Origin of the sequence: Microbacterium suwonense (assembly GCF_030296555.1) — a bacterium.
GTDB lineage: Bacteria > Actinomycetota > Actinomycetes > Actinomycetales > Microbacteriaceae > Microbacterium > Microbacterium suwonense.
Map to the genome: position 1 here is coordinate 379,395 of NZ_AP027728.1, position 24,328 is coordinate 403,722.

Sequence of the window (24,328 nt, forward strand, 5' to 3'; positions counted from 1 at the left end):
CGGCCGCGCCGCGCCGCGCTTAGGCTCGATACGCCATGATCCGGTTCGAGAACGTCACCAAACGCTACCGCGGCACCAAGCGCCCCGCACTCTCCGACGTCGACTTCAATGTCGAAGCCGGCGAGTTCGTGTTCCTGGTCGGAGCGTCCGGCTCCGGCAAGTCGAGCTGCCTGCGACTGATCCTTCGCGAAGACGTGCCCAGCGCGGGGCGCGTCGCCGTGCTCGGCCGCGATCTGCGCTCGCTCGCCAATCGCAAGGTGCCGTACTTCCGCCGCCACATCGGCTCGGTCTTCCAGGACTTCCGGCTGCTGTCGACGAAGACCGTGTACCAGAACGTCGCCTTCTCGCTGCAGGTGATCGGCACTTCGCGCGGATTCATTCAGCAGGCGGTGCCCGAGGCACTCGCCCTGGTGGGGCTGGAGGGCAAGGCAAAGCGGATGCCGCACGAGCTCTCCGGAGGAGCAGCAGCGCGTCGCCATCGCCCGCGCGATCGTGAACCGCCCGAAGGTGCTGCTCGCCGACGAGCCGACCGGAAACCTCGACCCGGCCACCTCTGTGGACATCATGCAGCTGCTCGCCCGGATCAATGCCGGCGGCACGACGGTGGTGATGGCCACCCACGAGGCCGGGTTCGTCGACCAGATGCAGCGGCGCGTCATCGAGTTGAAGGAGGGCGTGCTGGTGCGCGATGAGCTGGGCGGCGGCTACGGCGACACCTCCGGCATCCCGCGCCTGCGTCCCGAGGCCGTGCCGGGAGCGGCGGCCGCAGCGGCGCTGACCGCCGTGCAGGAGGTGCAGCGGCAGACGACCGCGGTGCCGGTGGTGGCACCGGATGCCGTGCCGACGGATGCCGTGACCGGTTCTGCGGCAGCATCGGATTCGGCGTCCGCTGCGCCCGCCTCCGCGTCCACGCCCGAAGCACCGCCGCCCGAGGTCGTGCCGCCGGAACCGGTCGTACAGCCCGCCCACAGGACCCACCCGACGAACCCGATCATCATCCCGGATGTGCAGGTCGACGAGCTCGGCGTGGCCGATCGGCTCGGTCTTTCCGACGGCGATGACGAGGAAGTGGGCCCGACCTCATGAATCTCGGACTCATCGTCGGCGAGGCCCTGCTCGGCCTGCGTCGCAATCTCTCGATGGTCATCTCGGTGGTGCTGGTCACCTTCGTCTCGCTCACCTTCGTCGGCGCTGCTGTGCTCATGCAGACTCAGATCAGCACCATGCGTGCGTACTGGGGCGAGAAGGCCGAGGTGACGGTGTACATGTGCTCGCCGCTGTCGACCACGCCGAACTGCGTCGGCGGCGAGGCCACGCAGGAGCAGATCGACAAGGTCAAGGAGTCTCTCGAGGGCGACGCGCTGGCGCCGCTGATCAGCGAGATGCGCCTGCAGAGCAAGGAGGAGGCGTACCGCGACATCGTCGCCCAGCTCGGCGAGGAGCAGGCCAGCGTCATCGGCGTGGAGAACACCTCGGTGGACTTCCGCGTCACCATGAAGGATCCGCAGCAGTCGGAGGTGATCACCGAAGCGTTCTCAGGCCAGGCCGGCGTGGATGCGGTGAAGGACCAGCGCAAGCTGCTCGATCCGCTGTTCTCCGCGCTCACCGTGGCGACGTACATCGCCGTCGGTGTCGCCGCACTCATGCTGATCGCCGCCGTGCTGCTGATCTCCACCACGATCCGACTGTCGGCCTATGCGCGCCGGAAGGAGATCGGGATCATGCGGCTGGTGGGCGCTTCGAACAGCTCGATCCAGACCCCGTTCGTGCTGGAAGGCGTCTTCGCGGCCTTCCTCGGGTCGGTCTTCGCCAGCGCGGCGGTGCTCACCGGCGTGCACTTCGGGGTGGAAGGGTATCTGGCCGAGCGCGTTCCGTTCATGCGGCCACTGGTGGGGATGCAGGACGCCGTCTTCGTGGTCCCCGTGCTGGTCGGCATCGGGATCCTGCTCTCGGCGCTGTCCGCCGGCTTCGCGATCCGGCGCTGGCTGCGCACGTGAGCGCCGGCACCTGAGCTAGACTGATCGGCTGGCCCGGCACGGGCCTGCGGAAACAGGAGACATCATGCCCAGGGAACGCGGTGAGAAGGTCATCGCGACCAACCGTCGCGCGCGTCACGACTACAACCTCGAGAAGTCGTACGAAGCAGGCCTCGTGCTCACCGGCACTGAGGTCAAGTCGCTGCGCCAAGGGCGCGCGAACCTCAGCGACGGCTACGCGTTCATCAAGGGCGGCGAGGCCTTCCTCGATGCCGTGCACATCCCGGAGTACTCCCAGGGGCACTGGACGAATCACTCCGCCAAGCGCATCCGCAAGCTGCTGCTGCACCGCGACGAGATCCACAAGCTCGAGCACGCGGTCTCGGCCGGCGGCTACACGCTGGTGCCGCTGCGACTGTACTTCTCTGACGGCCGCGCCAAGGTCGAGATCGCACTCGCGAAGGGCAAGCGCGAGTACGACAAGCGTCAGACGCTGCGCGAGCGGCAGGACACCCGCGAGGCCGAGCGCGCGATGCGCACCCGCAACCGCATGGGGGAGTGACCCCGGTCAGAGCCGCGGTTCGAAGCCGAACGTCGTCCCGAGGAATCGCAGCTCGGTCTGCAGCGACGAGACGATCGTCTCCGCGCGGCGGAAGCCGTGCCCCTCGCCCGGATACAGCACGTACTCGTGCGGGACGCCACGCGCGGCCAGCGCGTCGCGGATCGCCTCGGACTGCGACGGCGGCACGACCTTGTCATCCGCGCCCTGCAGCAGCAGCACCGGCACATCGATCCGGTCGGCGTGCGTGAGGGGCGAGCGTGCGATGTAGACCGCTTCGGCCTCGGGGAGCGGGCCGACCAGCCCGTTCAGATAGTGCTTCTCGAAGTCGTGGGTGTCGGATGCCAGCATCCGCAGATCCGCCACGCCATACCTGCTGATGCCGGCGGCGAACGCGCCGCCGCGCACCAGCGCGCTCAGCACCGTCCAGCCGCCCGCCGATCCGCCCTTGATGGCGATTCGGGCGGGGTCGGCCACCCCTGCCTCGGCGAGCCCCTGCGCCGCCGCGATCACGTCGTCGACATCGACGACGCCCCACTGTCCGTCGAGCCGCTTGCGGTACGCTCGCCCGTAGCCGGTGGATCCGCCGTAGTTCACATCGAGCACGCCGATGCCGCGGCTGGTCCAGTAGGCGTAGGCATCGGATGCCGCGCCCGACACGTGCGAGGTCGGTCCGCCGTGCACCATCACGATGTACGGCGGGAGCTCACCGTCGGGGGCGGTCGCGTCGGGGTTCGCGGGCCGGTAGTCGAAGGCGTGCACCGCACCGTGAGGTCCGTCGAAGGTCACCGCGCGGGCCGGAGGGCACCAGCCGGGATCGGCGGGTTCGCCGCCGCGGATCGCGGTCACCTCATCCGAATCGACATCCACGAACCACAGGCCGCGGGAGACTTCGGCGCCGGCTCCCGAGATCAGCACGCGGGAGCCTGACACGTCATCGATGCTCACCTCGGCCGTCGCGGGGAGCTCGAGCCTTCGCTCCGTCCCGGCTGCCGGGTCGATCAGCACCACGGCATCCCCGCCGTTCGTGCGGACCGCGACGATGCGGCCGTCATCGAGCACGGCGTACCAGCGAGTGCCGAGCACCCACAGGGCGCCCCCGGTGTCGGCATCGGCCAGGAGGAACGGCTCCGTGGTCGCGGGAGGCGTCTGCGCGGGCGGAGGAGTGTCCTCTGCGATGCGAGCGAGGTGCAGATTCCAGCGCCCGGTGGCGTCGTCGGCGTACAGCAGCTCGTCGTCGGAGAGCCACTCGGGCTGCAGTGCCGCGCGGCAGGGGACCGGTGTGAGCGATCCGGACTCCAGATGTACGACCGCGACTCGCGCATGCTCCCAGGGCATCCGCTGCTCGGTCCACTGCACATAGGCCAAGCGCGTCCCGTCCGGCGACAGCGACGGGTGGGCGTAGAACCCCGAACCGTAGTGGGACACCCACGCGGCGGAGTCGTCGTCTGCAGCCGACCCGTCCGTCGGGATCTCCGCGATGCCGCGCCAGTGCTCCTTTCCGCGCAGATCCTCGCGCACGGCGAATAGGCGGCCCTGCTGCACGGTGAGGCCGCCGAACTGTGCGCCCGGTGCCGTCAGCGGCTCGGGGCGCCGCCGCGCAGCATCCGATGCACCCGCTGGTCGGCCGCGTTCACGAAGTACAGCGTGCCCTCGGCATCCGCCGTCCACGCCCCGCCACCGTACTCGTGCACCCGCGAGCGGGCGTTCCACGGCTCGGGCAGGATCTCGCGGCCCGAGGAGCTGCGTACCGTGACCCGGCCACCCTGCGACGGCACCGACTCACCCCACCAGATCTCGTCGCCGACGAAGCGTGCTCCGTCGATCCGCGGAGGGGATGCCGAGACGTCGGCGGCGGAGAGCGGCGAAGGCCAGGAACCGTACGGCATGGTCATGCACACGACCCTACCCGCGAGGCGGTGCGACGACGCCGGGTGACATATGGCGTCACACAGTGTGCGCCGGGCCGCTCCGCCGTTCTACCGTGCTGAGACACCCTGCTCCAGGTCGGCGGGGACGAGTCCTGATCAGCGAGGGAGAGACCCATGCGCCGCGTGCCGTTCTCCTTCGAGCTGTATCCACCGCGATCACCGGCCAGCACACCGGCGCTGCACGAGACGATCGACCGACTCGCGGCGGCCGGACCCGATTTCCTCTCGGTCACCTATGGCGCCGGAGGCTCCACCGGCGGGCGCTCGCTGGAGGTGCTGCGCCACATCCGCACGCACACCGACGTCGAGCCCCTCGCCCATCTCACCTGCGTCGGCAACACCTATGCGGGGGCCGCGCGCCTGATCCGGGAGTTTCTGGATGCCGGAATCCTCAGCTTCCTCGCGCTGCGCGGCGACCCGCCTGCCGGTCTCGGCGAGGGCGAGCCGTTCCTCGGCGACCTGGAGAGCTCCGCGCAGCTCGTGCAGCTCATCGACCGCGTGCAGGCCGAGCGCGCCCCCTACGAGGAATCGCCCGTACCGGGGAACCCCGCAGCGGTACGCGTCGCACCCCGCCGCAAGGTGAGCATCGCCGTGGCGGCGTTCCCGAACGGTCACCCTCGCTCCGCATACAGCAGCCAGCACGTCGATGCGCTGCTGGCCAAGCAGGCCGCCGGCGCCACGCTCGCCATCACACAGCTGTTCTTCCATGCGGATCACTATCTGGCCTTCGTCGAACGTGCCCGCCGCGCCGGTGTCACCATCCCGATCCTGCCCGGGATCATGCCGATCACCTCACCCGCTCGGCTCGCCCGTGTACTGGAGCTGACCGGGGAGGAGCTGCCCGGAGAGCTGTCGATCTCCTCGAGGTCGAGCCGACCGCCGAGGGCCGCAGGCAGGTCGGCATCGAGTGGGCCGCCGATCTCGCCCGTGCCGTCGTCGCCGGCGGCGCACCGGGAGTGCACCTCTACGCCTTCAACCAGCACGACACCGTGCTCGACGTCCTCGCCCAGGCGGGCATCCGCACCGGGCTGCAGCTCTCCGCATCATCGAAAGGAACCCCATGACCGCTTTCCCCGCCGGAACGATCCTCGGCTACCCCCGGATCGGCCGCCGCCGCGAGCTGAAGAAGGCCGTCGAGGCATTCTGGGCCGGCCGCATCGACGAGCAGAGCCTGCGGGCGACGGCCGCTGAGCTGCGTGCCGCCAACCGCGAGCGTCTCGCGGAGCTCGGCCTCGGCCGCGAGGATTCCGCCATCCCCGAGTCGTTCTCGTACTACGACCAGGTGCTGGACGCCGCCGTCACCGTCGGCGCGATCCCGACCCGCTTCGAGCACCTCCGCGAGCAGGACGGCACGATCGGACTCCCGGCGTACTTCACCGTCGCGCGCGGCGAGGGCGACCGTGCGCCGCTGGAGATGACCAAGTGGTTCGACTCCAACTACCACTACCTGGTGCCCGAGATCGGCCCCGAGACGGCGTTCTCGCTCTCCAGCGACCGGCTCGTGCGCGAGGTCGCCGAAGCGGCAGACGCCGGATTCCGCACCCGCCCCGTCATCGTCGGACCGGTCACCCTGCTCGCCCTCGCCAAGGCGTCGGATGACGCGCCGGAGGGCTTCGATCCGCTCAGCAGGCTGGACGACGTGCTCGCCGTGTACGCCGAACTGCTCGCGAAGCTGAAGGCCGCCGGCGCCGAGTGGGTGCAGCTGGATGAGCCCGCACTGGTCAGCGAATCCCTACCCGCCTCCACCGCGCAGCTCGCGGATGCCGCACAGCGTGCCCTCGCCGTGCTCGGCGGCGCCGTCCAGCGCCCCGCCATCTTCGTCGCGGCGCCGTACGCCGAGCTCGGCGACGTGCTCCCCGTGCTCGCCGCTGCCCCCATCGAGGCGATCGGCATCGACCTGGTCCGCGGGGGCATTCCGGCATCGCTGCCGGAGCTGAACGGCAAGACCGTCGTGGGCGGTGTGATCGACGGCCACAACATCTGGCGCGGCGATCTGGACGGCGCCCTCGGAAAGCTCGAGGCGCTGCGGGCCCTCGGCGCTGAGTCCGTCTCGGCATCCACCTCCACCTCACTGCTGCACGTGCCGCACGATGTGCAGGAGGAGACCAAGCTCGATCGACGCCTGGTGTCGTGGCTGGCCTTCGCCGACCAGAAGGTCGGTCAGATCGTCACGCTCGCGCAGGGACTCGCGGAGGGCCGACAGGCGGTCGCCGCAGAGCTCGACGCCGCATCCGCTGCCCTCGCCGACCGCCACGACGCCCCCGGCGTGCTCGACGGCTCGGTGCGTGCGCGTGCGCTCGCCGAGGGTGACTTCTCCCGGGTCTCCTACGAGGAGCGCAAGAGCGCCCAGGAGGCGCTGAATCTTCCCGCCCTGCCGCTGACCACGATCGGATCGTTCCCGCAGACCGCCGACATCCGTCGTGCGCGTGCGCAGTTCGGTCGTGGTGAGGTGCCGCAGGACGACTACGAGGCCTTCCTGCGCTCCGAGATCGACCGCGTCGTCGCGCTGCAGGAGGAGCTGGGCCTGGACGTGCTCGTGCACGGCGAGGCCGAGCGCAACGACATGGTGCAGTACTTCGCTGAGCACCTGGACGGCTTCGCGGTGACCGAGCACGGCTGGGTGCAGTCCTACGGATCGCGCGCCACCCGTCCCTCGATTCTGTGGGGCGACGTGTCGCGCCCCGCGCCGATCACCGTGTCGTGGGCGGCGTACGCGCAGTCGCTGAGCGCCAAGCACGTCAAGGGCATGCTCACCGGTCCGGTGACGATCCTGGCATGGTCGTTCGTGCGCGACGACCAGCCGCTCGCCGAGACCGCCAACCAGGTGGCACTGGCGCTGCGCGACGAGATCGCCGACCTCGAGCAGGCCGGAATCGAGATCATCCAGGTCGACGAGCCGGCGCTGCGCGAGCTGCTGCCGCTGAAGAAGGCCGACCAGGCCGCCTACCTGGACTGGTCGGTGCGCTCGTTCCGCCTCGCCACCGGCGGCGCCGCGGCAGGCACGCAGGTGCACACCCACCTGTGTTACTCGGAGTTCGGCGTGGTGATCGACGCGATCCGCGCGCTGGACGCCGATGTGACCTCGATCGAGGCCGCGCGCAGCCGGATGGAGGTCGTCGCCGATGTGGCGCGATCCGGGTTCGACCACGGCGTCGGGCCGGGCGTCTACGACATCCACTCGCCCCGCGTGCCCAGCGTCGACGAGATCGAGCAGCTGCTGCGTCGTGCAGTGGACGAGCTGCCGCTGCAGCAGCTCTGGGTCAACCCGGACTGCGGGCTGAAGACCCGCGGCTACGACGAGACCGTGGCATCGCTGCACAACATCGTCGAGGCCACCCATCGCGTCCGCGAGGACGTGGTGGTCCCCGCCTGACCCGTACTCGCGGCGAGACCCTCGTCAGCGTCGAGACCCCTCCTGAATTGCGAGATCCAGGAGGGGTCTCGACGTTCAGGAGGGGTCTCGGCGGAGTCAGGTGAGAGGAGCCTGGGCGCGGTCAGACGGCGCGCAGCACCGCCACCACCTTGCCGAGCACGACCGACTCGTCACCAAGGATCGGCTCGAACGCAGAGTTGCGGGGCAGCAGCCAGATGTGCCCGTCGCGGCGCCGGAACGTCTTCACGGTCGCCTCGCCGTCGATCATCGCTGCGACGATCTCGCCGTTCTCGGCGGTGTTCTGCGTGCGCACGACCACCCAGTCGCCATCGCAGATGGCTGCGTCGATCATCGACTCGCCGCTCACCTTGAGCATGAACAGATCGCCCTTGCCGACGAGCTGACGGGGGAGCGGGAAGATCTCCTCGACCTGCTGGTCGGCGGTGATCGGCACACCGGCTGCGATCTGCCCGACCAGCGGCACCAGCGCGGCGTCGCCCACGGCCGGGGAGGTGTCGGCCGGGCTCTCGGTGCTCGTGCCCGGCAGATCGATCAGCACTTCCATGGCGCGGGTCTTGCCCGGGTCGCGGCGCAGATAGCCGCTGAGCTCCAGCTGGCCCAGCTGATGGGTGACGCTGGACAGCGACTTCAGGCCGACGGCGTCGCCGATCTCGCGCATGCTCGGCGGATAGCCGTGCCGCGCGATGGAGGTCTGGATGACCTCGAGGATCGCCAGCTGCTTGGCGCTCAGGCTCTTGCGCCGACGGGTGCGCGGAGCCTCGGATGCGGGGGCGGGGATGTCGCTCATCGGTGCTCCTTCGTTCGAGTCGACCGGGGCGGGATCCGCGCCGACGCGGGTGCCCGGTTCGAATGTCGGTGGCCAGTGGTGTGCTGTCCGTATCGAAACCGTATCCGATAGAACGCGGAAAACGGAAGATTCGTTCGAGCGAGTCGACGAAATGGTCGCCTGGATTTCGAAGAACGCTTGACAGATGTTCGAGATCGAAGATAAGTTCGGAACGTAGCTTCGCATTCGGCATCCCCGGCCGGGTGCCGGATGCGAAAGCTGCACCACTTCCGCCGGGCGATCGGCGGACGAGAAGAGGAGCATCAGATGAGCACCATCAGCATCCAGAGCCCCGCGATCCTGCGCGCCTCCGCCGGTGCCGCCGGGCGTTCGATGCGCACGACCAGGCTGCGTATGACCGCGCGCGGCCGCCGTGTGTTGGCAGCCGTCGTCGCCGCCCCTCTCGCTGCCGGGATCGCGTTCTCCGTGATCGCGGGCGGCTCCGCCCTGGCCTCCGGCGAGCACGGCGACCCGGTCTCCTTCGAGACGGTGACGGCGCTGCCGGGGAGACCCTCTGGTCGATCGCCACCGAGACCGCACCGGGTGTGGACCCCCGCGTCGTGATCGACGACATCATGAGTCTGAACAACCTCAGCAGCGCATCGATCCAGGTCGGTGACGAGATCGCGATCCCCACGCAGTACTCCCGCTGACGCCGTCATCCGGCTCTCGGCAGACGTCCCGCGCTCTACCATGGGAAGGGTGACCTCTCTCGACGAGCTGCCCCTCCGCGACGACCTTCGCGGGCTCACTCCCTACGGTGCGCCGCAGGCGCCGCTGCCGGTCGCGCTGAACGTCAACGAGAACACGCATCCGGTGCCGGAAGCGGTCGTCGGCGAGATCCTCGATGACGTCGCTCTCGCGCTCAGTGAGGTCAATCGCTATCCCGATCGGGAGTTCACCGAGCTGCGCGAGGCCCTCGCCGACTATCTCGGGCACGGGCTCACTGCGGATCAGGTCTGGGCGGGCAACGGCTCCAACGAGGTGCTGCAGCACATCATGCAGGCCTTCGCCGGTCCCGGGCGCACCGTCTTCGGCTTCGCGCCCACCTATTCGATGTACCCGCTGATCGCCCAGGGGACGGGTGCGCAATGGGTCGCCGGCACTCGTGAGGACGACTACTCGATCACGCCCGAGAGCGCGGCGGAGCAGGTGGCCGCAGCGGATCCGGATGTCGTGCTGCTGTGCTCGCCGAACAACCCGACCGGAACGCCGCTCGGACTCGACGTGATCGAGGCCGTGTACGCGGCGGCGCGCGGCGTCGTGGTGGTCGACGAGGCGTATCACGAGTTCGCGCCGAAGGACGCGGTATCCGCACTGTCGCTGCTGCCGGGGAGCCCACGACTGGCGATCTCTCGCACCATGAGCAAGGCGTTCGCATTCGCCGGGGCGCGGGTGGGATACCTCGCCGCCGATCCCGCCTTCATCGACGCGCTGCGCCTGGTGCGTCTGCCCTACCACCTCAGTGCTCTCACTCAGGCGGCGGCGACCGCGGCGCTGCGAAATGCCGGCACGATGCTGCAGATGGTCGACGAGATCGTCGAGCAGCGCGACCGGATCTCCGCGACCCTGGAAGCACTCGGCTACCGGCCGCACCCATCGTGGTCGAATTTCGTGCTCTTCGGCGGGGTGGACGACCCGAAGGCCCTCTGGCGGGCGCTGTACGACCGCGGTGTGCTGATCAGGGATGTCGGCATCCCCGGCCACCTGCGCGTCTCCGCCGGCACCGAGTCCGAGACCACGGCCTTCCTGGAAGCACTTGCGTCGATAGGATCAGCATCATGAGCGACACCCGCCCCGCCCCGCAGCCTCGCACGGCGCAGCGTGCCCGCAGCACCTCCGAGTCGACCGTCGAGGTCGAGGTGAACCTCGACGGCACCGGCCGCAGCGACATCAGCACCTCTGTGCCGTTCTTCGACCACATGCTCACCGCGTTCGCGAAGCACTCGCTCACCGACCTCACGGTGCGCGCCACGGGCGACACCCACATCGACGCGCACCACACCGTGGAAGACATCTCCATCGTGCTCGGACAGGCCATCCGTGAGGCGCTCGGCGACAAGTCGGGCATCGCCCGCTACGGTGACGCGCTCGTGCCGCTGGACGAGGCGCTCGCGCAGGCCGTCGTCGACATCTCCGGGCGTCCGTTCCTGGTGCACGACGGCGAGCCCGCCGGCTTCGAGCTGCACCTGATCGGCGGCCACTTCACCGGGTCTCTGGTGCGGCACGTGTTCGAGGCCATCGCCTTCAACGCCGCGCTGACCGTGCACGTGCGCGTGCTCGGCGGACGCGACCCGCACCACATCGCCGAGGCGGAGTTCAAGGCGTTCGCGAGGGCCTTCCGGCAGGCGAAGGCACTGGACCCGCTGGTCGAGGGCATCCCGTCGACCAAGGGCGCGCTGTGACACGGACCCCGCGCGTCGTCGTCTTCGACTACGAGTCGGGGAACGTCCACTCCGCGGTGAAGGCCCTTGCTGCTGCCGGCGCAGAGGTGCAGCTCACCGACGATCGGCGAGCCGCTCAGGAGGCGGATGGGCTGTTCGTGCCAGGAGTCGGGGCCTTCGCAGCCGTGGCCGAGGCACTGCGTGCGCACGGCGGAGACGAGATCATCGACCGGCGGTTGGCCGGCGGACGGCCCGTCCTCGGTGTCTGCGTCGGGATGCAGGTGCTGTTCGAACGCGGCGTCGAACGCGGCCAGAACGCCGAGGGACTGGGCGAGTGGCCGGGCACGGTCACCGAGCTGGATGCTCCCGTGCTGCCGCACATGGGCTGGAACACGGTCGAGGCGGGCGAGGACAGCGTGCTGTTCCGCGGCATCGAGGATGAGCGCTTCTACTTCGTGCACTCGTTCGCCGCGAAGGCCTGGGACATCGAGGTCACCGGTCCGTTCCGGCGACCGGCGCTGACCTGGGCGACGCACGGCGAGCGATTCCTCGCCGCCGTGGAGAACGGCCCGCTGTCGGCCACCCAGTTCCACCCCGAGAAGTCCGGCGACGCCGGCATCCGCCTGCTCACCAACTGGGTCGGCTCGCTCGGCTGAGGCCGCGGCACACCGACGCTCCGACACAAGGGACCTGCCATGTTGAACCCGGCACCAGCCCGGACTAGTCTCGTCTCTCGTGTCCGCACCCGGCGGATCCCTCCCGAATCAAGGACGTCATGAACGACTTCGCACAGGCCCCTTCGCTGATCCTCCTCCCCGCGGTCGACGTCGCGGGCGGCAAGGCGGTGCGTCTCACCCAGGGTGAGGCCGGCACGGAGACCAACTACGGCGACCCCATCGACGCCGCCGGCGAATGGGTCGACCAGGGTGCGCAGTGGATCCATCTCGTCGACCTCGACGCCGCGTTCGGGCGCGGCAGCAACGCCGGCATCCTGCGCAAGGTCATCAAGCAGTACCGCGGCGTGAACATCGAGCTCTCCGGCGGTATCCGCGACGATGCCAGCCTCGAGGCGGCGCTGGAGTCCGGCGCCAACCGCATCAACCTCGGCACCGCCGCGCTGGAGAACCCGGAGTGGGCGGCGGACGTGATCGGTCGCTACGGCGAGGCCGTCGCCGTCGGTCTGGATGTGCGCGGCAGCACGCTGGCAGCCCGTGGCTGGACCAAGGATGGCGGTGACATCTGGGAGGTGCTGGAGCGCCTGGAGGAGGCCGGATGCAGCCGGTACGTCGTCACCGACGTCACCAAGGACGGCACGCTGCGCGGCCCGAACCTCGACCTGCTGCGTGAGATCACCTCGCGCACGCCGAAGCCGGTGATCGCATCGGGCGGCGTCTCGAACCTCGACGACATCGCCGCGCTGCGCGACCTCGTGCCGCTGGGGGTCGAAGGCGCCATCGTCGGCAAGGCGCTCTACGCCGGGCAGTTCACCCTGGCAGAGGCGCTGGATGTCGCCGGCGACTGACGACGCCTGCGGTCATGGGGCATCGGTGGGATCGACGGCATCCCCTGGTGGCGCCGACTCTGCGGGCGTCCCGTGGGCGGGGCGCAGCTTCGAGCCGAACACCCGCGCCGACGACGACGGCTCCGCCGACCCCACGCTGCTGGATGCGCTGCTGAGCTTCCGCGCCGGGACCGGATCCCAGGTCGAGGTCGTCGATGCATTCCGCGATGCGCGCGTGCTGGTGCCGCTCGTCGCCGAGAAGGGCGACGAGGGCGTCGGCCCGACCGGCCTGAAGGTCGACAAGACGCAGGAGCTGTCGATCGTGACAGTCGCCGCCCCCGACGGGCGGCGCGTGCAACCGGCGTTCTCGTCAGTCGAGGCCATGAGCCGGTGGGATGCCACCGCCCGTCCGATCCCCGTCGAGGCCGTCCGCGTGGCGCTGTCGGCATCGAGCGAGCAGACCGATCTGATCGTGCTCGACCCGGCCTCCGAGACCGAGTTCGTCTTCCGCAGGCCGGCGGTGTGGGCGATCGCGCAGGGGCAGCCCTGGGAGCCGAGCTTCCTCTCTCCGGAGGTCTTCACCGCGCTGCGCGAGAGCATCGGCCACGAGCTGGCCGTCATCGACGTCGCCGTGGCGTCGGGGGACCCGGACGCCAGGATGCGTGGCCCCGAGCTGGTGGTCACGCTCGAGCTCATCGACGGGCTGGACCGGGAGACGCTGGATGCCGTGCTCGCGCGCCTCGCACAGCGCTGGGCCGCCGATGACCGGATGGCCGTGCTGGTGGACTCGCTGACCGTGAAGCTGACCCGCTCGGCGTCGTGATCAGCTGACCGGACCGGTCCACTTCTCGCCGGGGCCCTTGCCGACCTCGTCCTTGATCGGAGAGGCCTCGCGGAAGGCGAGCTGCAGGGAGCGCAGGCCGTCGCGCAGCGGACGGGCGTGCGCGTTGCTGATCTCCGGTGCGCCGGCGGTGATGAGACCGGCGAGGGCGTTGATGAGCTTGCGCGCTTCGTCCAGGTCGAGCTGCGCCTCGGGGTCGTCGGCCAGGCCGAGCTTGACCGCAGCCGCGCTCATCAGGTGCACGGAGGTCGTGGTGATCACCTCGACGGCGGGAACGTCGGCGATGTCACGCGTCGCAGAGGAGGCGGCTTGCTCCTGCTGCGCCCAGCGCTCGTGGCGGTCATCGGGGTGCTCGGCAGGAATCGTCACTTGAGGATGCTTTCTGATAGACTTCTGCGGGCTCCGGAGCGTCATGCTCCGGCACGAAAGAGGATTCATTCCCACCCGCGCTTGCCGCTCCAGGCTACCGGGTTCTGCACCCCGCCGGATTCCGGTGGAATGGGTGTCACAGGCCGGTGTCTCTGAGATGCACCGGCGGGTGGGGAGACTTCGATTTCGCCCGAGATGCAACCCGCATCCCGGTGGCCGAAACCACGTCTAAGGAGCTCCGCATCAGCGATCCCCGTACCAATGAGCGCATCCGCGTCCCCGAGGTCCGCCTCGTCGGCCCCGCGGGTGAGCAGATCGGTGTCGTCCGCATCGAGTCAGCGCTGCGTCTGGCCCAGGAAGCAGACCTCGACCTCGTCGAGGTCGCACCCAATTCCAAGCCGCCCGTGGTCAAGATCATGGACTACGGCAAGTTCAAGTACGAGGCAGCGCAGAAGGCGAAGGAAGCACGCCGCAACCAGGCGAACACCATCCTCAAAGAGGTGCGCTTCCGCCTGAAGATCGAGGCTCACGACTACACGACCAAGCTCAAGCGCGCCGAGGGCTTCCTCAAGGCCGGGGACAAGGTGAAGGCGATGATCCTGTTCCGCGGTCGTGAGCAGTCGCGTCCCGAGCAGGGCGTGCGCCTGCTGCGCAAGTTCGCCGAGGACGTGGCCGAGTTCGGCACGGTCGAGTCGAACCCCACGATCGATGGCCGCAACATGGTCATGGTCGTGGCTCCGCTGAAGAACAAGTCCGAGGCCAAGGCCGAGCAGAACGCCGTCCGCACCGCGCACAAGCAGGCTGTCCGCGAGGCGAAGGCGGCGAGCGACGCGCCCAAGGACGAATCCGCGGCCTGAGCCGCCCCACAGCTCCCGCACCGCGCGGGTAACCCACCGTCGCCCGAACGGGCGCCACACGAAGGAAGAGAAGATGCCGAAGCAGAAGACCCACTCGGGTGCGAAGAAGCGCTTCAAGATCACCGGCAGCGGAAAGCTGAAGAAGCAGCAGGCCGGCATGCGCCACAACCTCGAGCACAAGTCGAGCCGCCGCACGCGTCGCCTGAACCAGGACCAGGTCCTCTCCAAGGCCGACACCAAGGTCGCCAACAAGCTTCTCGGCCGCGGCTGAGCGCCCGACGTACGAATAGGAACATAGGAAAATGGCAAGAGTCAAGCGCGCAGTCAACGCGCACAAGAAGCGTCGCGTCATCCTCGAACGCGCCTCGGGCTACCGTGGCCAGCGCTCGCGTCTGTACCGCAAGGCCAAAGAGCAGGTCATCCACTCGCTGGTCTACTCGTACCGCGACCGTCGCAAGCGCAAGGGCGACTTCCGTCGTCTGTGGATCCAGCGCATCAACGCCGCTGCCCGCCAGAACGGCATCACCTACAACCGCTTCATCCAGGGCCTCGGCCTCGCGGGCGTCCAGGTGGACCGTCGCATGCTCGCCGACCTGGCCGTGACCGACCCCGCGGCGTTCGCCACGCTGGTCGATGTCGCGAAGAAGGCACTGCCCTCGGACGTCAACGCTCCGAAGGCCGCCGCCTGATCTGAACGATCCGGAAACGGGCGTCTCCCCTGGGGGAGGCGCCCGTTTCGTCGTTGTGCTCCCAGTACACTGAGAGCGTGCTCGAGAATCCCCGATCGCCCCGAGTCCGTGCCGTCGCGAAGCTGACCAAGCGCAGCGCACGCGCGGAGGCCGGGCTGTTCCTGCTCGAGGGCCCCCAGTCGGTGCGCGAAGCGCTGAACTACCTGTCCGACGCGATCGTCGAGCTGTTCGCGACGCCGACGGCGTGGGAGAAGCACTCCGATGTGCGCGCGCTCGCGACCGAGCACGGCATCGAGGTCGAATACGTCACCGAGAGCGTGCTGTCGGCCATGGCCGACACCGTCACGCCGCAGGGGATCGTCGCGGTGGCGCGCCAGACGCCCACCTCGGTGCGGGACATCTTCTCGGCATCCCCTCGCCTGATCGCCATCTGCGAAGAGGTGCGCGACCCGGGGAACCTCGGCACGATCATCCGGGCGGCTGACGCCGCGGGGGCGGATGCTGTCGTGCTCACCGGTCGCACGGTCGACCCGTACAACCCCAAGGTGGTGCGCTCCACGACCGGGTCGCTGTTCCACCTGCCGTTCTCGGTCGGGGGAGACCTCGTGGATGTCGTCACCCGCGCGCACGGAGCGGGGATGCAGGTGCTCGCCGCGGACATCAAGGGCGAGGACCTGCTGCAGGCCAGGGCCGATGGCGTGCTGGAGCGGCCCACCGCGTGGCTGTTCGGCAACGAGGCACGCGGACTGGACGATGAGATGCTCGGGCTGGCCGACCATTCGCTGCGCCTTCCGATCTACGGTCGCGCAGAGTCGCTGAACCTGGCGACCGCGGCCAGTGTGTGCCTGTACGAGAGCGCCTTCGCGCAGCGCGCCGGCGGAGGAGCGTGACGACGTGCGCATCCTGATCGTCGAAGACGACGATCGCGTGGCCGAGGCGCTGGAGGCCTTCCTCAGCCGGTCCGGGTACGCGACCGTCCGTGCCGTCGACGGCGCCGAGGCTCTCGAGATGCTCGGGTCCGATACCGAGGTGGTGCTGCTCGATCTGGGTCTGCCCGACATCGACGGCATCGATCTGTGCCGTCGCATCCGGGCGCAGAGCGGGGTGCCGGTGATCATCGCGACGGCGCGCAGCGACGTGCAGGAGCGCATCCGGGGGCTGCGCGCGGGCGCCGACGACTTCGTCGTCAAACCGTACGACGTGCGCGAGCTGCTCGCACGCATCGAGGCGGTCACCCGGCGGCTGCATCCGCTGGACGCGCTGCCGCCGGCACCGGCCGATCGTGCCGTCATCGAGGCGGACGGGGTGAACGTCGACCTGGTCGCGCGGCGGGTGCTCGTCGACGGCACCCCGATCGATCTCACGCGCAAGGAGTTCGACATCATCGCCGTGCTCGCACGCTACCCGGGTGTCGCCGTGCCGCGCGATCGGCTGATCCGCGAGGTGTGGAACACCGACTGGCAGAGCTTCGCACGCTCGCTGGAAGTGCATGTGGCATCGATCCGCCGCAAGATCGGGAGGGCGTCGCTGATCGAGACGGTGCGGGGCGTCGGGTACCGGCTGGAGGCGTGACCATGCGCCGCCGGCTGATCATCGTCTTCCTCGTCCCGCTCGTGCTGGTGCTGACCGTGCTCGGCGGCGCCTATGCCTGGAGTGCGGCGCGGAGTGTGCAGCAGGAGTTCTACGCCGAGCAGCTCGGAGACCTGAGCTATTTCGTCACCGGAGCGCGTCAGGCGCTGCTCTCGGGCAGCACCGAGGTCTTCGACGGCGAGGTGCAGCGCTATCGCGAGCTCTACGGCACGCGTGTCGTGATCGTGGATCGCACCGGTCGCCCATGGGCGCCGGCGGATGCCGACCCGGTGTTCGACAGCCCCGACGTCGATGCGCAGATCAAGCTGGCGCTCTCGGGGCGCAGGGGAGAGCTGCCGCAGAACGCCCTGCCCTGGCAGTTCACCGACCTGTCACTGGTGGAGCCGGTGTTCGACGGCGGCGACGTGATCGGCGCCGTCGTCATGTCGGCCAGCGTCGACGTGCCCCGCGCGGAGATCGGCAGGCAGTGGCTGCTGATCGTCACGGTCGCCGCCCTCGTCATCGCAGCCGGACTGCTCGTGGTGTTCCGTCTGGCCGGGTGGGTGCTGCGCCCCGTGCGGCGACTCGATCAGGCGATGGAGGCGATGGAGCGCGGCGACATGGAGGCCCGGATCGCCGACGACACCGGTCCTGCGGAGCTGCATCGCATGATCCTGATGTTCAACAGGATGGCCGACGAGATCGAGCGGGTCGTGGCCAGGCAGCAGGAGTTCGCGCTGAACGCCTCGCACGAGCTGCGCAACCCGCTGAACGCCCTGCTGCTGCGCGTCGAGGTGCTCGCTGCGGATCTGGGCGAGACCGGCGCCGCAGACGTGGAGAAGATCCGCGAGGAGGGGCAGCGGATGACGCGCATCCTCGACACGCTGCTCGGCTTCGCGCGGGGCGCCGTGCGCGAATCGGACTTCGAGGACGTCGACCTGAGCGCGCTGCTCGCACGGCGGGCGGAGGCGTGGCGCGAGGTCGCCTCCCGGAAGGACATCGTCCTGCAGCTCGACTCCGCACGCGTGCGCGCACGGGTGGACGAGGCGATCGTCGAGAGCGCACTGGATGCCGTGATCGACAACGCCGTGAAGTTCTCCGCGGAGGGCGGCCTGATCGAGCTCTCCGCCGACCGGGTCGATGGCGGTGCCCGGATCTCGGTCCGCGACCACGGCCCTGGCCTGGCTCCGGCTGAGCTGGAGCAGGCCGCCGACAGGTTCTGGCGCAGCCCGCGCAACCAGAACGTGCGCGGGTCGGGGCTGGGACTGGCGATCGCCACCGACCTGCTGCGCTCCGTCGGCGGACGGCTGGAGGTCGCCTCGCCGGAGGGCGGCGGTCTGGCCGTGTCGTTCACGCTGCCCGCAGCGGAGGATCGATGAGAACCGGATGCCGGCGGATGCTGGCCGCACTCCTGACCGCCGTGGTCATCGTCGGCATGGCGGGGTGCGCTCCCGAGCGCCCGGAATGGGCTCGGCATCCGCTGCGGATCGCGGGCGGCGGGGTCACCGGCGTGTACTACGACTACGGCGAGCACCTCGCGGCGGCGCTGCGGCGCGATCTGGATGCCGATGCGCAGGTGATCGAGACGAACGGCTCGGTCGACAATCTGCGCCTGATCGGCGAGGAGTGCGCAGCTCGGGTTCGCGCAGAGCGACGCGATCGCGGATGCCGTGGCCGGCACCGGCGATTTCGACGCGCCGCTGCCGATCCGGGCGGCCGCCCGGCTGTACGACGAGTACGTGCATGTGGTGGTGCGGGCGGATTCCGGCATCCGAGCGATCTCCGATCTCGCCGGGCGCAGCGTCTCTCTGGGCGGACAGGGATCGGGGGTCAGCGTGGTCGCACGCCGCATCCTGCAGGCGTCCGAGGTCGCGATCGGCGACGTCGACGATGCGGGACTGGGGCTGGACGCCTCCATCGAGGCACTGAGGGATTCCCGCGTCGACGCGTTCTTCTGGGTCGGCGGCCTTCCCACTCCCGGCATCGAGAGGCTTGCGGCCGGGCTGCCGATCCGGCTGCTCTCGATCGATCCCGATGTCGTCGAGCGGGCGGATGCCGCGCACGCGGGCGTCTACCGCTCCGCCGAGTTCCCGATCGGCACCTACGGCAGCGATGAGCCGACCCTGGCGATGACCGTGCCGAACTACCTGGTGACCTCGGTCGAGGTGCCGGACTCCCTGGTGCGGGGCGTGCTGGCCGAGCTGTTCGCGACGCGGTCGGAGATCGCCAGGAGGTGCCCGCCGCGGCGCTGCTGGATCGGCGGCTGGCGATCTTCACCGATCCGATCGAGCTGCATCCCGGAGCGCAGGAGTACTACCGGCAGTCGCGACGCTGATCCGGCCGTTCGCGCTCCGCCCGCCGCCAGACTCAAGAAACACTCAAGGGACTGGTTCGCAGACGGATCCGTGCATAGTCTGAACGGGTCAGCGGATTCGATGGGGAGCGCTGAAGAAGGCGTGCTCCCCACGACCGGCAGGTCCCATGGGAGGCGCACAATGAGCACAGCCGAATCGCTGGTCGTCGTCGAGAACGTCCAGAAGCACTACGGCGAGTTCCACGCCCTGAAGGACATCAACCTCACGGTCGACAAGGGCGAGGTCGTCGTCGTGATCGGTCCCTCCGGGTCGGGCAAGTCCACGCTGTGTCGCACGATCAACCGGCTGGAGACCATCACCAGTGGCACGATCAGCATCGACGGCAAGCCGCTGCCCGCCGAGGGCAAGGGACTCGCCGAGCTGCGCGCCGAGGTCGGCATGGTGTTCCAGTCGTTCAACCTGTTCGCGCATCTGACGATCCTCGAGAACGTCACCCTGGGTCCGATCAAGGTGCGGGGACTGAAGAAGACGGATGCCGAGAAGGAGGCGATGGCGCTGCTGGAGCGCGTCGGTGTCGCCCAGCAGGCCTCCAAGCTCCCCGCCCAGCTCTCCGGCGGTCAGCAGCAGCGCGTGGCGATCGCCCGCGCACTGGCCATGCACCCGAAGGTGATGCTCTTCGACGAGCCCACCAGTGCGCTGGACCCCGAGATGATCAATGAGGTTCTCGACGTCATGGTGGGGCTGGCCAAGGAGGGGATGACGATGATCGTCGTCACTCACGAGATGGGCTTCGCCCGCAAGGCCGCCAACCGCGTGGTCTTCATGGCCGACGGGCAGATCGTCGAAGAGGCGACGCCCGAGGACTTCTTCCTGCACCCGAAGAGCGACCGCGCCAAGGACTTCCTGTCCAAGCTCCTCACCCACTGACCTCCGTCCACAGCACAAGAAGGAGAAAACAATGCGACGCACACGTGCACTCGCGGGAATCGGAATCGCAGCGACGGCGCTCCTGGCGCTCACCGCCTGCAACAGCGGCACCCCGTCCACACCCGGCTCGGATTCGGGCGACAGCGGTGACAACGGCGGCGACTCGGCCATCTGGGAGGTCGCCAGCGACGTCTCCCTGGACGGCAGCCCGACGTTCGAGAAGATGCAGAAGAACGGCGGCGTCACCGTCGGCGTCAAGGAGGATCAGCCCGGACTCGGCTACCTCGACCCGACCACCAACGAGCGCAGCGGCTTCGACGTCGACATCGCCCGCTGGATCGCGGCTTCGCTCGGCTTCGACGAGGACAAGATCACGTACAAGCCGATCGCCTCGGCCAACCGTGAGCAGGCCATCAAGAACGGCGACGTCGACTACTACGTCGGCACGTACTCGATCACCGACAAGCGCAAGCAGGACATCGACTTCGCCGGTCCCTACTTCATCACCGGGCAGGGTCTGCTGGTGCGCCAGGACAGCGGCATCGACGATGTCAAGGACCTCTCCGACCTGAACGGCAAGACCGTCTGCTCGGCGACCGGCTCGACGCCGATCCAGAACATCAAGGCCAACTACCCGGAGATCAAGACCAAGGAGTACGACATCTACTCCGGCTGCGTCGAGGACCTGCTCAGCGGCTCCGTGGACGCGGTCACCACCGATCAGGCGATCCTGATCGGCTACGCCGCGCAGCACCCCGACGAGCTGAAGATCGTCGGCGGTCTGTTCACCGAGGAGCGCTACGGCGTGGGCATCCCGAAGGGCGATGAGGTGCTCAAGGACCACATCAACACGCTCTTCACCGATGGTCACGACATCTGGCAGAAGATCTTCGACAAGAACCTCGGCAAGTCGGGCATCAAGGTCGACCAGCCCGAGGTCGACTGACCGCGCCGTCGTTCATCACTGATGGGCGGTCCCGCATCCACGGGGTCGCCCATCGAGAAGAAGGAGGATGGCATGGATGCCATCTTCGGCAACCTCGACCTCTGGGGTCAGGCGATCGGCAACACCCTGCTGGTGTTCGCCTTCGGCGGTGTGATCGCGCTGGTCCTCGGGACGATCGTCGGCGCCATGCGCGTCGCGCCGGTGCCGATCGCCCGCGCAGTGGGCACCGGATATGTGAATCTCATCCGCAACACCCCGCTCACCCTCATCTTCTTCATCTTCGTGTTCGGCTACCCGCAGCTGGGGCTGCCGAAGCTGTCGAACACCGTGCTCGGCATCATCGCCATCGGCGTGTACACCGCCACCTACGTGGCCGAGGTGCTGCGCGCCGGCATCAGCACCGTCCCGGTCGGCCAGGCCGAGGCCGCCCGAGCGATCGGGCTGCCGTTCGGGCAGGTGATGACGCTGGTCATCCTGCCGCAGGCGTTCCGCTCGGTCGTCCCACCGATGATGAGCGTGTTCATCGCCCTGCTGAAGAACACCACCGTCGCCGCCGGATTCTCGGTCGCCGAGCTCGCTGCGCTGCGCTCGACCATCTACGACTCGCACGACCGGCCCGGTACCTCGATGGAAGTGCTGCTCTGGGTGGCTGTCGTGTTCGTCGCCCTCGTCATGCTGCTCAGCTGGGCTCAGCAGCATCTGGAGAAGAAGTGGAGGATCGCGCGATGACTTCCGTCCTCTACGATGTGCCCGGCCCCCGGGCGATCATCCGAAACCGCGTCGTGGCCGTGGTCACCATCGCCCTCGTGCTCGCGGTGCTCGGCTTCGTGGTCTTCCGCTTCGCCGTGACCGGGCAGTTCGACGCCGACCGCTGGTACGTGTTCACCTTCAGCAACGTGTGGATCGGGATCACCACCGCTCTGGGCAAGACGGTGGGGGCGTTCGCCACCGCCGCCGTGCTGAGCCTGGTGCTCGGCTTCGTGCTGGCCATCGGCCGGCTCTCCGACCACGCCTGGGTGCGGGTGCCCGTCACGGTCATCACCGAGCTGTTCCGCGCCGTGCCGGTGCTGGTCATGATGATGCTGCTGTACTACGGGCTGCCTGAGCTCGGTGTGAAGATGGATCCGTACTGGGCCGTCGTGATCGGGCTGATGGTCTACAACGGCTCTGTGCTCGCCGAGACCCTGCGTGCCGGCATCGAGGCGCTGCCGAAGGGGCAGAAGGAGGCCGGCTTCGCGATCGGCCTGCGCAAGAGCGGCGTGATGTCGCTGATCCTGCTTCCGCAGGCCGTGCGCGCCATGCTCCCGGTGATCGTCGCTCAGCTGGTCGTCACGCTCAAGGACACCGCGCTCGGGTTCATCATCACCTACCCGGAGCTGCTGTACTACGCCAAGCAGCTCACCGCGCACCCGACCCGGCCGATCCTGCAGTCCGCCATCGTCATCGGCGCGATCTACATCGCGATGTGCCTGATCCTGTCGGGCGTTGCGAAGTGGCTCGAGATCCGCACGCGGCATTCGCCGAAGCTGAAGGGGTACACCCCCGATGCCGGCGGCGGAGATCCCCGGATCCACGAGGGTTCGACGGTCACCGAGGTGATCGCGATGCAGCGCGGGACCGGCAAGTTCGATCAGGGGAACGCACCGGGGGCTTCTGAGTGCGAGGGGTCCTGATCTCCGGAGGGAGCGAGGGGGCGGGCATCCGATCGGATGCCCGCCCCCTCGTGTCAGTCCGCGATGACGCTGTCGTAGACGCGTTCGAAGCGTGCGCGCAGCTCGTCATAGTAGGGCCGCTGCCCAGCATCCGGCGTCGTCAGGTCGGTCTGCGGGATCCTCGCGAGCGGATGCCCGCTCTGCAGCGCCGACAGGGCGAGAGCCGCGGTGCCGCGCATGGTCACGCGCTTGACGTCCACGACCTGCACGGGGAAGCCGAGAGCCTGCGCGACCGGATTCATGAAGCCGGGGTACGCGCCGGTCACACCTCCCGAGGCGATGACCCGCGCGATGTCCGGGCTCACCTCGCGCAGCTGCTCGAACACCCGGGCATAGGAGACGGCGATGCCCTCCACCGCGCCGCGCCACAGCTCGCGGGGTCCGGACGCCGACGAGACGCCGGTGAGCACTGCCCGGGCATCGCCCGCCCAGCCGGTGGCGCGCTCGCCGGTGAGGAACGGCAGCACCAGCGGCGTGCCCTCGACGGGCTCGGCGCGGAGCACCTCGTCGATCTCCTCGTACGACAGCGGCGCCAGCGTACTCTGCAGCCACAGTGTGACGCGCCCGACGTCGTTGAGCGCACCGCCGACGATCGACTGCGAGCGTGACACCCGGTAGGCCCACAGACCCGTGGGGAGCACCTCGGGGGTGCCGTCGACGATCACCCGGATGGCTCCGGAGGTGGCCGCCGACATCGCGGCGATGCTCGGGTCATCGGCGCCGACCCCGATGTTCGAGGCCAGGCCGTCCGGGACGGCCGGGAACCAGGCGGCGCCGTCGAGCGCCGGCCACCGCCGGATCGCCTCTGCGGAGACGTCGGTGATCGGCTCGTCCGGATCGATCAGCGGAGCGAACCGGGAGCGGTCCACGCCCACGGCCTCGAGCAGCTCGTCATCGAGCTCGCAGGTGTGCCGGTTCAGGATGCCCGCCCACGCCATGGTCGAGGTCGCAGCGCCCGAGACGCCGGCGAGCTTCGCGTACACGTACTCGCCGAGCGAGAGGAACTTCGCCGTCTTCGCGAACACCTCGGGGAACTCGTCCTGCAGCCACAGCATCCGCGGCGGGTGATAGCTGGTGTGCAGGCGCGTGCCGGTGCGCTGGTGCACGGCGGCCTCGTCCAGCCGCGTCCGCAGCCGTGCCAGGTGCTCGGCCGAACGGGAGTCCGCATAGGTGAAACAGGGGTGAGCGCGTCGCCCTCGGCATCCACGCAGACCAGCGACGACGCGAACGTGTCCATCGCGACCGCGCGCACCAGCCCGGGCTCCACGCCCTTCAGTGCTCCGTCGATGACCGCGCCGACCTCGCGCACGATCCGATCGGCATCGACTTCGGCCGTGCCGTCGGCCGACTCGACGAAGGCGTGGTCGGCCTTGACCAGATGCTTCTTGATGGGGCGTGCGTACGCGTCGTACAGGCAGGCGCGAGTGGATCCGGAGCCGATGTCGACCGCCAGCACGTAGGGAGCAGATGCGGATGCCAGTGCGATGCTCCGAGTGGTCGGGATCTGCTCGTCTCTCATGCGTGGCACCTCG

At 69.1% G+C, this 24,328-nt stretch carries 27 protein-coding genes and 2 pseudogenes; 24 read left to right on the top strand and 5 right to left on the bottom strand.

The window, feature by feature from the left end; all coding sequences use genetic code 11:
* Positions 1-35 precede the first annotated feature (35 nt).
* The 4 genes and pseudogenes from QUE33_RS15955 to smpB all read left to right on the top strand — a co-directional run.
* Positions 36-471: pseudogene (locus tag QUE33_RS15955) on the top strand (cell division ATP-binding protein FtsE); the annotation flags it as partial.
* A gap of 21 nt (positions 472-492) precedes the next feature.
* Entirely contained in the window at positions 493-1,086 is a 594-nt protein-coding gene (locus tag QUE33_RS15960; RefSeq protein WP_350226567.1) for an FtsE family protein, read from the top strand.
* Complete coding sequence (gene ftsX / locus QUE33_RS01950) at positions 1,083-1,997, top strand: permease-like cell division protein FtsX (RefSeq protein WP_286301612.1); 915 nt, start codon at positions 1,083-1,085, stop codon at positions 1,995-1,997. Before QUE33_RS15960 ends, ftsX begins: the two co-directional genes overlap by 4 nt.
* 64 nt (positions 1,998-2,061) lie before the next feature.
* Positions 2,062-2,538: an SsrA-binding protein SmpB gene (gene smpB, locus QUE33_RS01955; RefSeq protein WP_286301613.1), complete on the top strand. Its 477-nt coding sequence runs from the start codon at positions 2,062-2,064 to the stop codon at positions 2,536-2,538.
* A 6-nt stretch (positions 2,539-2,544) separates the two neighbouring features.
* Here the strand turns inward: smpB and QUE33_RS01960 are convergent, their stop codons facing one another.
* Positions 2,545-4,080, bottom strand: a complete 1,536-nt coding sequence (locus QUE33_RS01960) for a S9 family peptidase (RefSeq protein ID WP_350226490.1) — start codon at positions 4,078-4,080, stop codon at positions 2,545-2,547.
* Between the two features lie 32 nt (positions 4,081-4,112).
* On the bottom strand, positions 4,113-4,430 hold the full coding sequence (locus QUE33_RS15965; protein WP_350226491.1) for a hypothetical protein: 318 nt from the start codon (positions 4,428-4,430) through the stop codon (positions 4,113-4,115).
* Positions 4,431-4,580: 150 nt separating this feature from the next.
* Here QUE33_RS15965 and QUE33_RS01965 point away from each other — a divergent pair, with 150 nt between their 5' ends.
* Positions 4,581-5,657 carry a methylenetetrahydrofolate reductase gene (locus QUE33_RS01965; protein WP_286301616.1) on the top strand — a complete coding sequence of 359 codons (1,077 nt, stop codon included), beginning with the start codon at positions 4,581-4,583 and terminating at the stop codon, positions 5,655-5,657.
* On the top strand, positions 5,587-7,839 hold the full coding sequence (gene metE / locus QUE33_RS01970; RefSeq protein ID WP_286302992.1) for a 5-methyltetrahydropteroyltriglutamate--homocysteine S-methyltransferase: 2,253 nt from the start codon (positions 5,587-5,589) through the stop codon (positions 7,837-7,839). Before QUE33_RS01965 ends, metE begins: the two co-directional genes overlap by 71 nt.
* A 121-nt stretch (positions 7,840-7,960) precedes the next feature.
* Here metE and lexA read toward each other — a convergent pair whose 3' ends face one another.
* Positions 7,961-8,647 carry a transcriptional repressor LexA gene (lexA, locus tag QUE33_RS01975; RefSeq protein WP_286301617.1) on the bottom strand — a complete coding sequence of 229 codons (687 nt, stop codon included), beginning with the start codon at positions 8,645-8,647 and terminating at the stop codon, positions 7,961-7,963.
* 306 nt (positions 8,648-8,953) lie between these two features.
* Between lexA and QUE33_RS01980 the strand changes: the two genes are divergently transcribed.
* From QUE33_RS01980 to QUE33_RS02010, 7 genes are all read left to right on the top strand, one after another.
* On the top strand, positions 8,954-9,250 hold the full coding sequence (locus QUE33_RS01980) for a hypothetical protein (RefSeq protein ID WP_286301621.1): 297 nt from the start codon (positions 8,954-8,956) through the stop codon (positions 9,248-9,250).
* Positions 9,247-9,339, top strand: a complete 93-nt coding sequence (locus tag QUE33_RS01985) for a LysM peptidoglycan-binding domain-containing protein (RefSeq protein ID WP_434019610.1) — start codon at positions 9,247-9,249, stop codon at positions 9,337-9,339. The genes QUE33_RS01980 and QUE33_RS01985 overlap by 4 nt, the downstream gene beginning before the upstream one ends.
* Before the next feature lie 40 nt (positions 9,340-9,379).
* Positions 9,380-10,471 (top strand): histidinol-phosphate transaminase, encoded by a 1,092-nt coding sequence (locus tag QUE33_RS01990; RefSeq protein WP_286301623.1) that lies wholly within the window; start codon positions 9,380-9,382, stop codon positions 10,469-10,471.
* Positions 10,468-11,091: an imidazoleglycerol-phosphate dehydratase HisB gene (gene hisB, locus QUE33_RS01995; protein WP_286301624.1), complete on the top strand. Its 624-nt coding sequence runs from the start codon at positions 10,468-10,470 to the stop codon at positions 11,089-11,091. The genes QUE33_RS01990 and hisB overlap by 4 nt, the downstream gene beginning before the upstream one ends.
* The gene (hisH, locus tag QUE33_RS02000) at positions 11,088-11,726 is read left to right on the top strand and encodes an imidazole glycerol phosphate synthase subunit HisH (RefSeq protein WP_286301625.1); all 639 of its coding nucleotides are present in this window, start codon (positions 11,088-11,090) and stop codon (positions 11,724-11,726) included. Before hisB ends, hisH begins: the two co-directional genes overlap by 4 nt.
* Positions 11,727-11,845: 119 nt before the next feature.
* On the top strand, positions 11,846-12,592 hold the full coding sequence (gene priA / locus QUE33_RS02005) for a bifunctional 1-(5-phosphoribosyl)-5-((5-phosphoribosylamino)methylideneamino)imidazole-4-carboxamide isomerase/phosphoribosylanthranilate isomerase PriA (protein WP_286301627.1): 747 nt from the start codon (positions 11,846-11,848) through the stop codon (positions 12,590-12,592).
* The gene (locus QUE33_RS02010; RefSeq protein ID WP_286301628.1) at positions 12,576-13,394 is read left to right on the top strand and encodes an SseB family protein; all 819 of its coding nucleotides are present in this window, start codon (positions 12,576-12,578) and stop codon (positions 13,392-13,394) included. The genes priA and QUE33_RS02010 overlap by 17 nt, the downstream gene beginning before the upstream one ends.
* On the opposite strand, the gene QUE33_RS02015 is transcribed toward QUE33_RS02010, so the two are convergent.
* Positions 13,395-13,781: a DUF1844 domain-containing protein gene (locus QUE33_RS02015; protein ID WP_378761970.1), complete on the bottom strand. Its 387-nt coding sequence runs from the start codon at positions 13,779-13,781 to the stop codon at positions 13,395-13,397.
* A gap of 212 nt (positions 13,782-13,993) precedes the next feature.
* Between QUE33_RS02015 and infC the strand changes: the two genes are divergently transcribed.
* From infC to QUE33_RS02070, 11 genes and pseudogenes are all read left to right on the top strand, one after another.
* The gene (infC, locus tag QUE33_RS02020; protein WP_286301630.1) at positions 13,994-14,638 is read left to right on the top strand and encodes a translation initiation factor IF-3; all 645 of its coding nucleotides are present in this window, start codon (positions 13,994-13,996) and stop codon (positions 14,636-14,638) included.
* A 73-nt stretch (positions 14,639-14,711) separates the two neighbouring features.
* Positions 14,712-14,909, top strand: coding sequence for a 50S ribosomal protein L35 (gene rpmI / locus QUE33_RS02025; protein WP_087133207.1), 198 nt, complete (start codon positions 14,712-14,714; stop codon positions 14,907-14,909).
* Positions 14,910-14,940: 31 nt separating this feature from the next.
* A complete protein-coding gene (gene rplT, locus QUE33_RS02030; protein ID WP_286301636.1) occupies positions 14,941-15,327 on the top strand; it encodes a 50S ribosomal protein L20 in 387 nt (128 codons plus the stop codon).
* 77 nt (positions 15,328-15,404) lie between these two features.
* Entirely contained in the window at positions 15,405-16,217 is an 813-nt protein-coding gene (locus QUE33_RS02035; protein ID WP_286301638.1) for a TrmH family RNA methyltransferase, read from the top strand.
* A 4-nt stretch (positions 16,218-16,221) separates the two neighbouring features.
* Positions 16,222-16,899, top strand: a complete 678-nt coding sequence (locus tag QUE33_RS02040; RefSeq protein ID WP_286301640.1) for a response regulator transcription factor — start codon at positions 16,222-16,224, stop codon at positions 16,897-16,899.
* A 2-nt stretch (positions 16,900-16,901) separates the two neighbouring features.
* Positions 16,902-18,275, top strand: coding sequence for a sensor histidine kinase (locus tag QUE33_RS02045; RefSeq protein ID WP_286302995.1), 1,374 nt, complete (start codon positions 16,902-16,904; stop codon positions 18,273-18,275).
* A 291-nt stretch (positions 18,276-18,566) separates the two neighbouring features.
* A pseudogene (locus QUE33_RS02050) lies at positions 18,567-19,061 on the top strand (TAXI family TRAP transporter solute-binding subunit); the annotation flags it as partial.
* Between the two features lie 330 nt (positions 19,062-19,391).
* Entirely contained in the window at positions 19,392-20,138 is a 747-nt protein-coding gene (locus QUE33_RS02055; protein WP_378761964.1) for an amino acid ABC transporter ATP-binding protein, read from the top strand.
* Positions 20,139-20,169: 31 nt separating this feature from the next.
* Positions 20,170-21,084: a glutamate ABC transporter substrate-binding protein gene (locus QUE33_RS02060; RefSeq protein WP_286301642.1), complete on the top strand. Its 915-nt coding sequence runs from the start codon at positions 20,170-20,172 to the stop codon at positions 21,082-21,084.
* A gap of 72 nt (positions 21,085-21,156) precedes the next feature.
* A complete protein-coding gene (locus QUE33_RS02065) occupies positions 21,157-21,813 on the top strand; it encodes an amino acid ABC transporter permease (RefSeq protein WP_286301644.1) in 657 nt (218 codons plus the stop codon).
* Positions 21,810-22,757, top strand: coding sequence for an amino acid ABC transporter permease (locus QUE33_RS02070; RefSeq protein ID WP_286301645.1), 948 nt, complete (start codon positions 21,810-21,812; stop codon positions 22,755-22,757). Before QUE33_RS02065 ends, QUE33_RS02070 begins: the two co-directional genes overlap by 4 nt.
* A 53-nt stretch (positions 22,758-22,810) precedes the next feature.
* Here QUE33_RS02070 and QUE33_RS02075 read toward each other — a convergent pair whose 3' ends face one another.
* Positions 22,811-24,271 (bottom strand): FGGY-family carbohydrate kinase, encoded by a 1,461-nt coding sequence (locus QUE33_RS02075; RefSeq protein WP_350226546.1) that lies wholly within the window; start codon positions 24,269-24,271, stop codon positions 22,811-22,813.
* Positions 24,272-24,328: the final 57 nt, after the last annotated feature.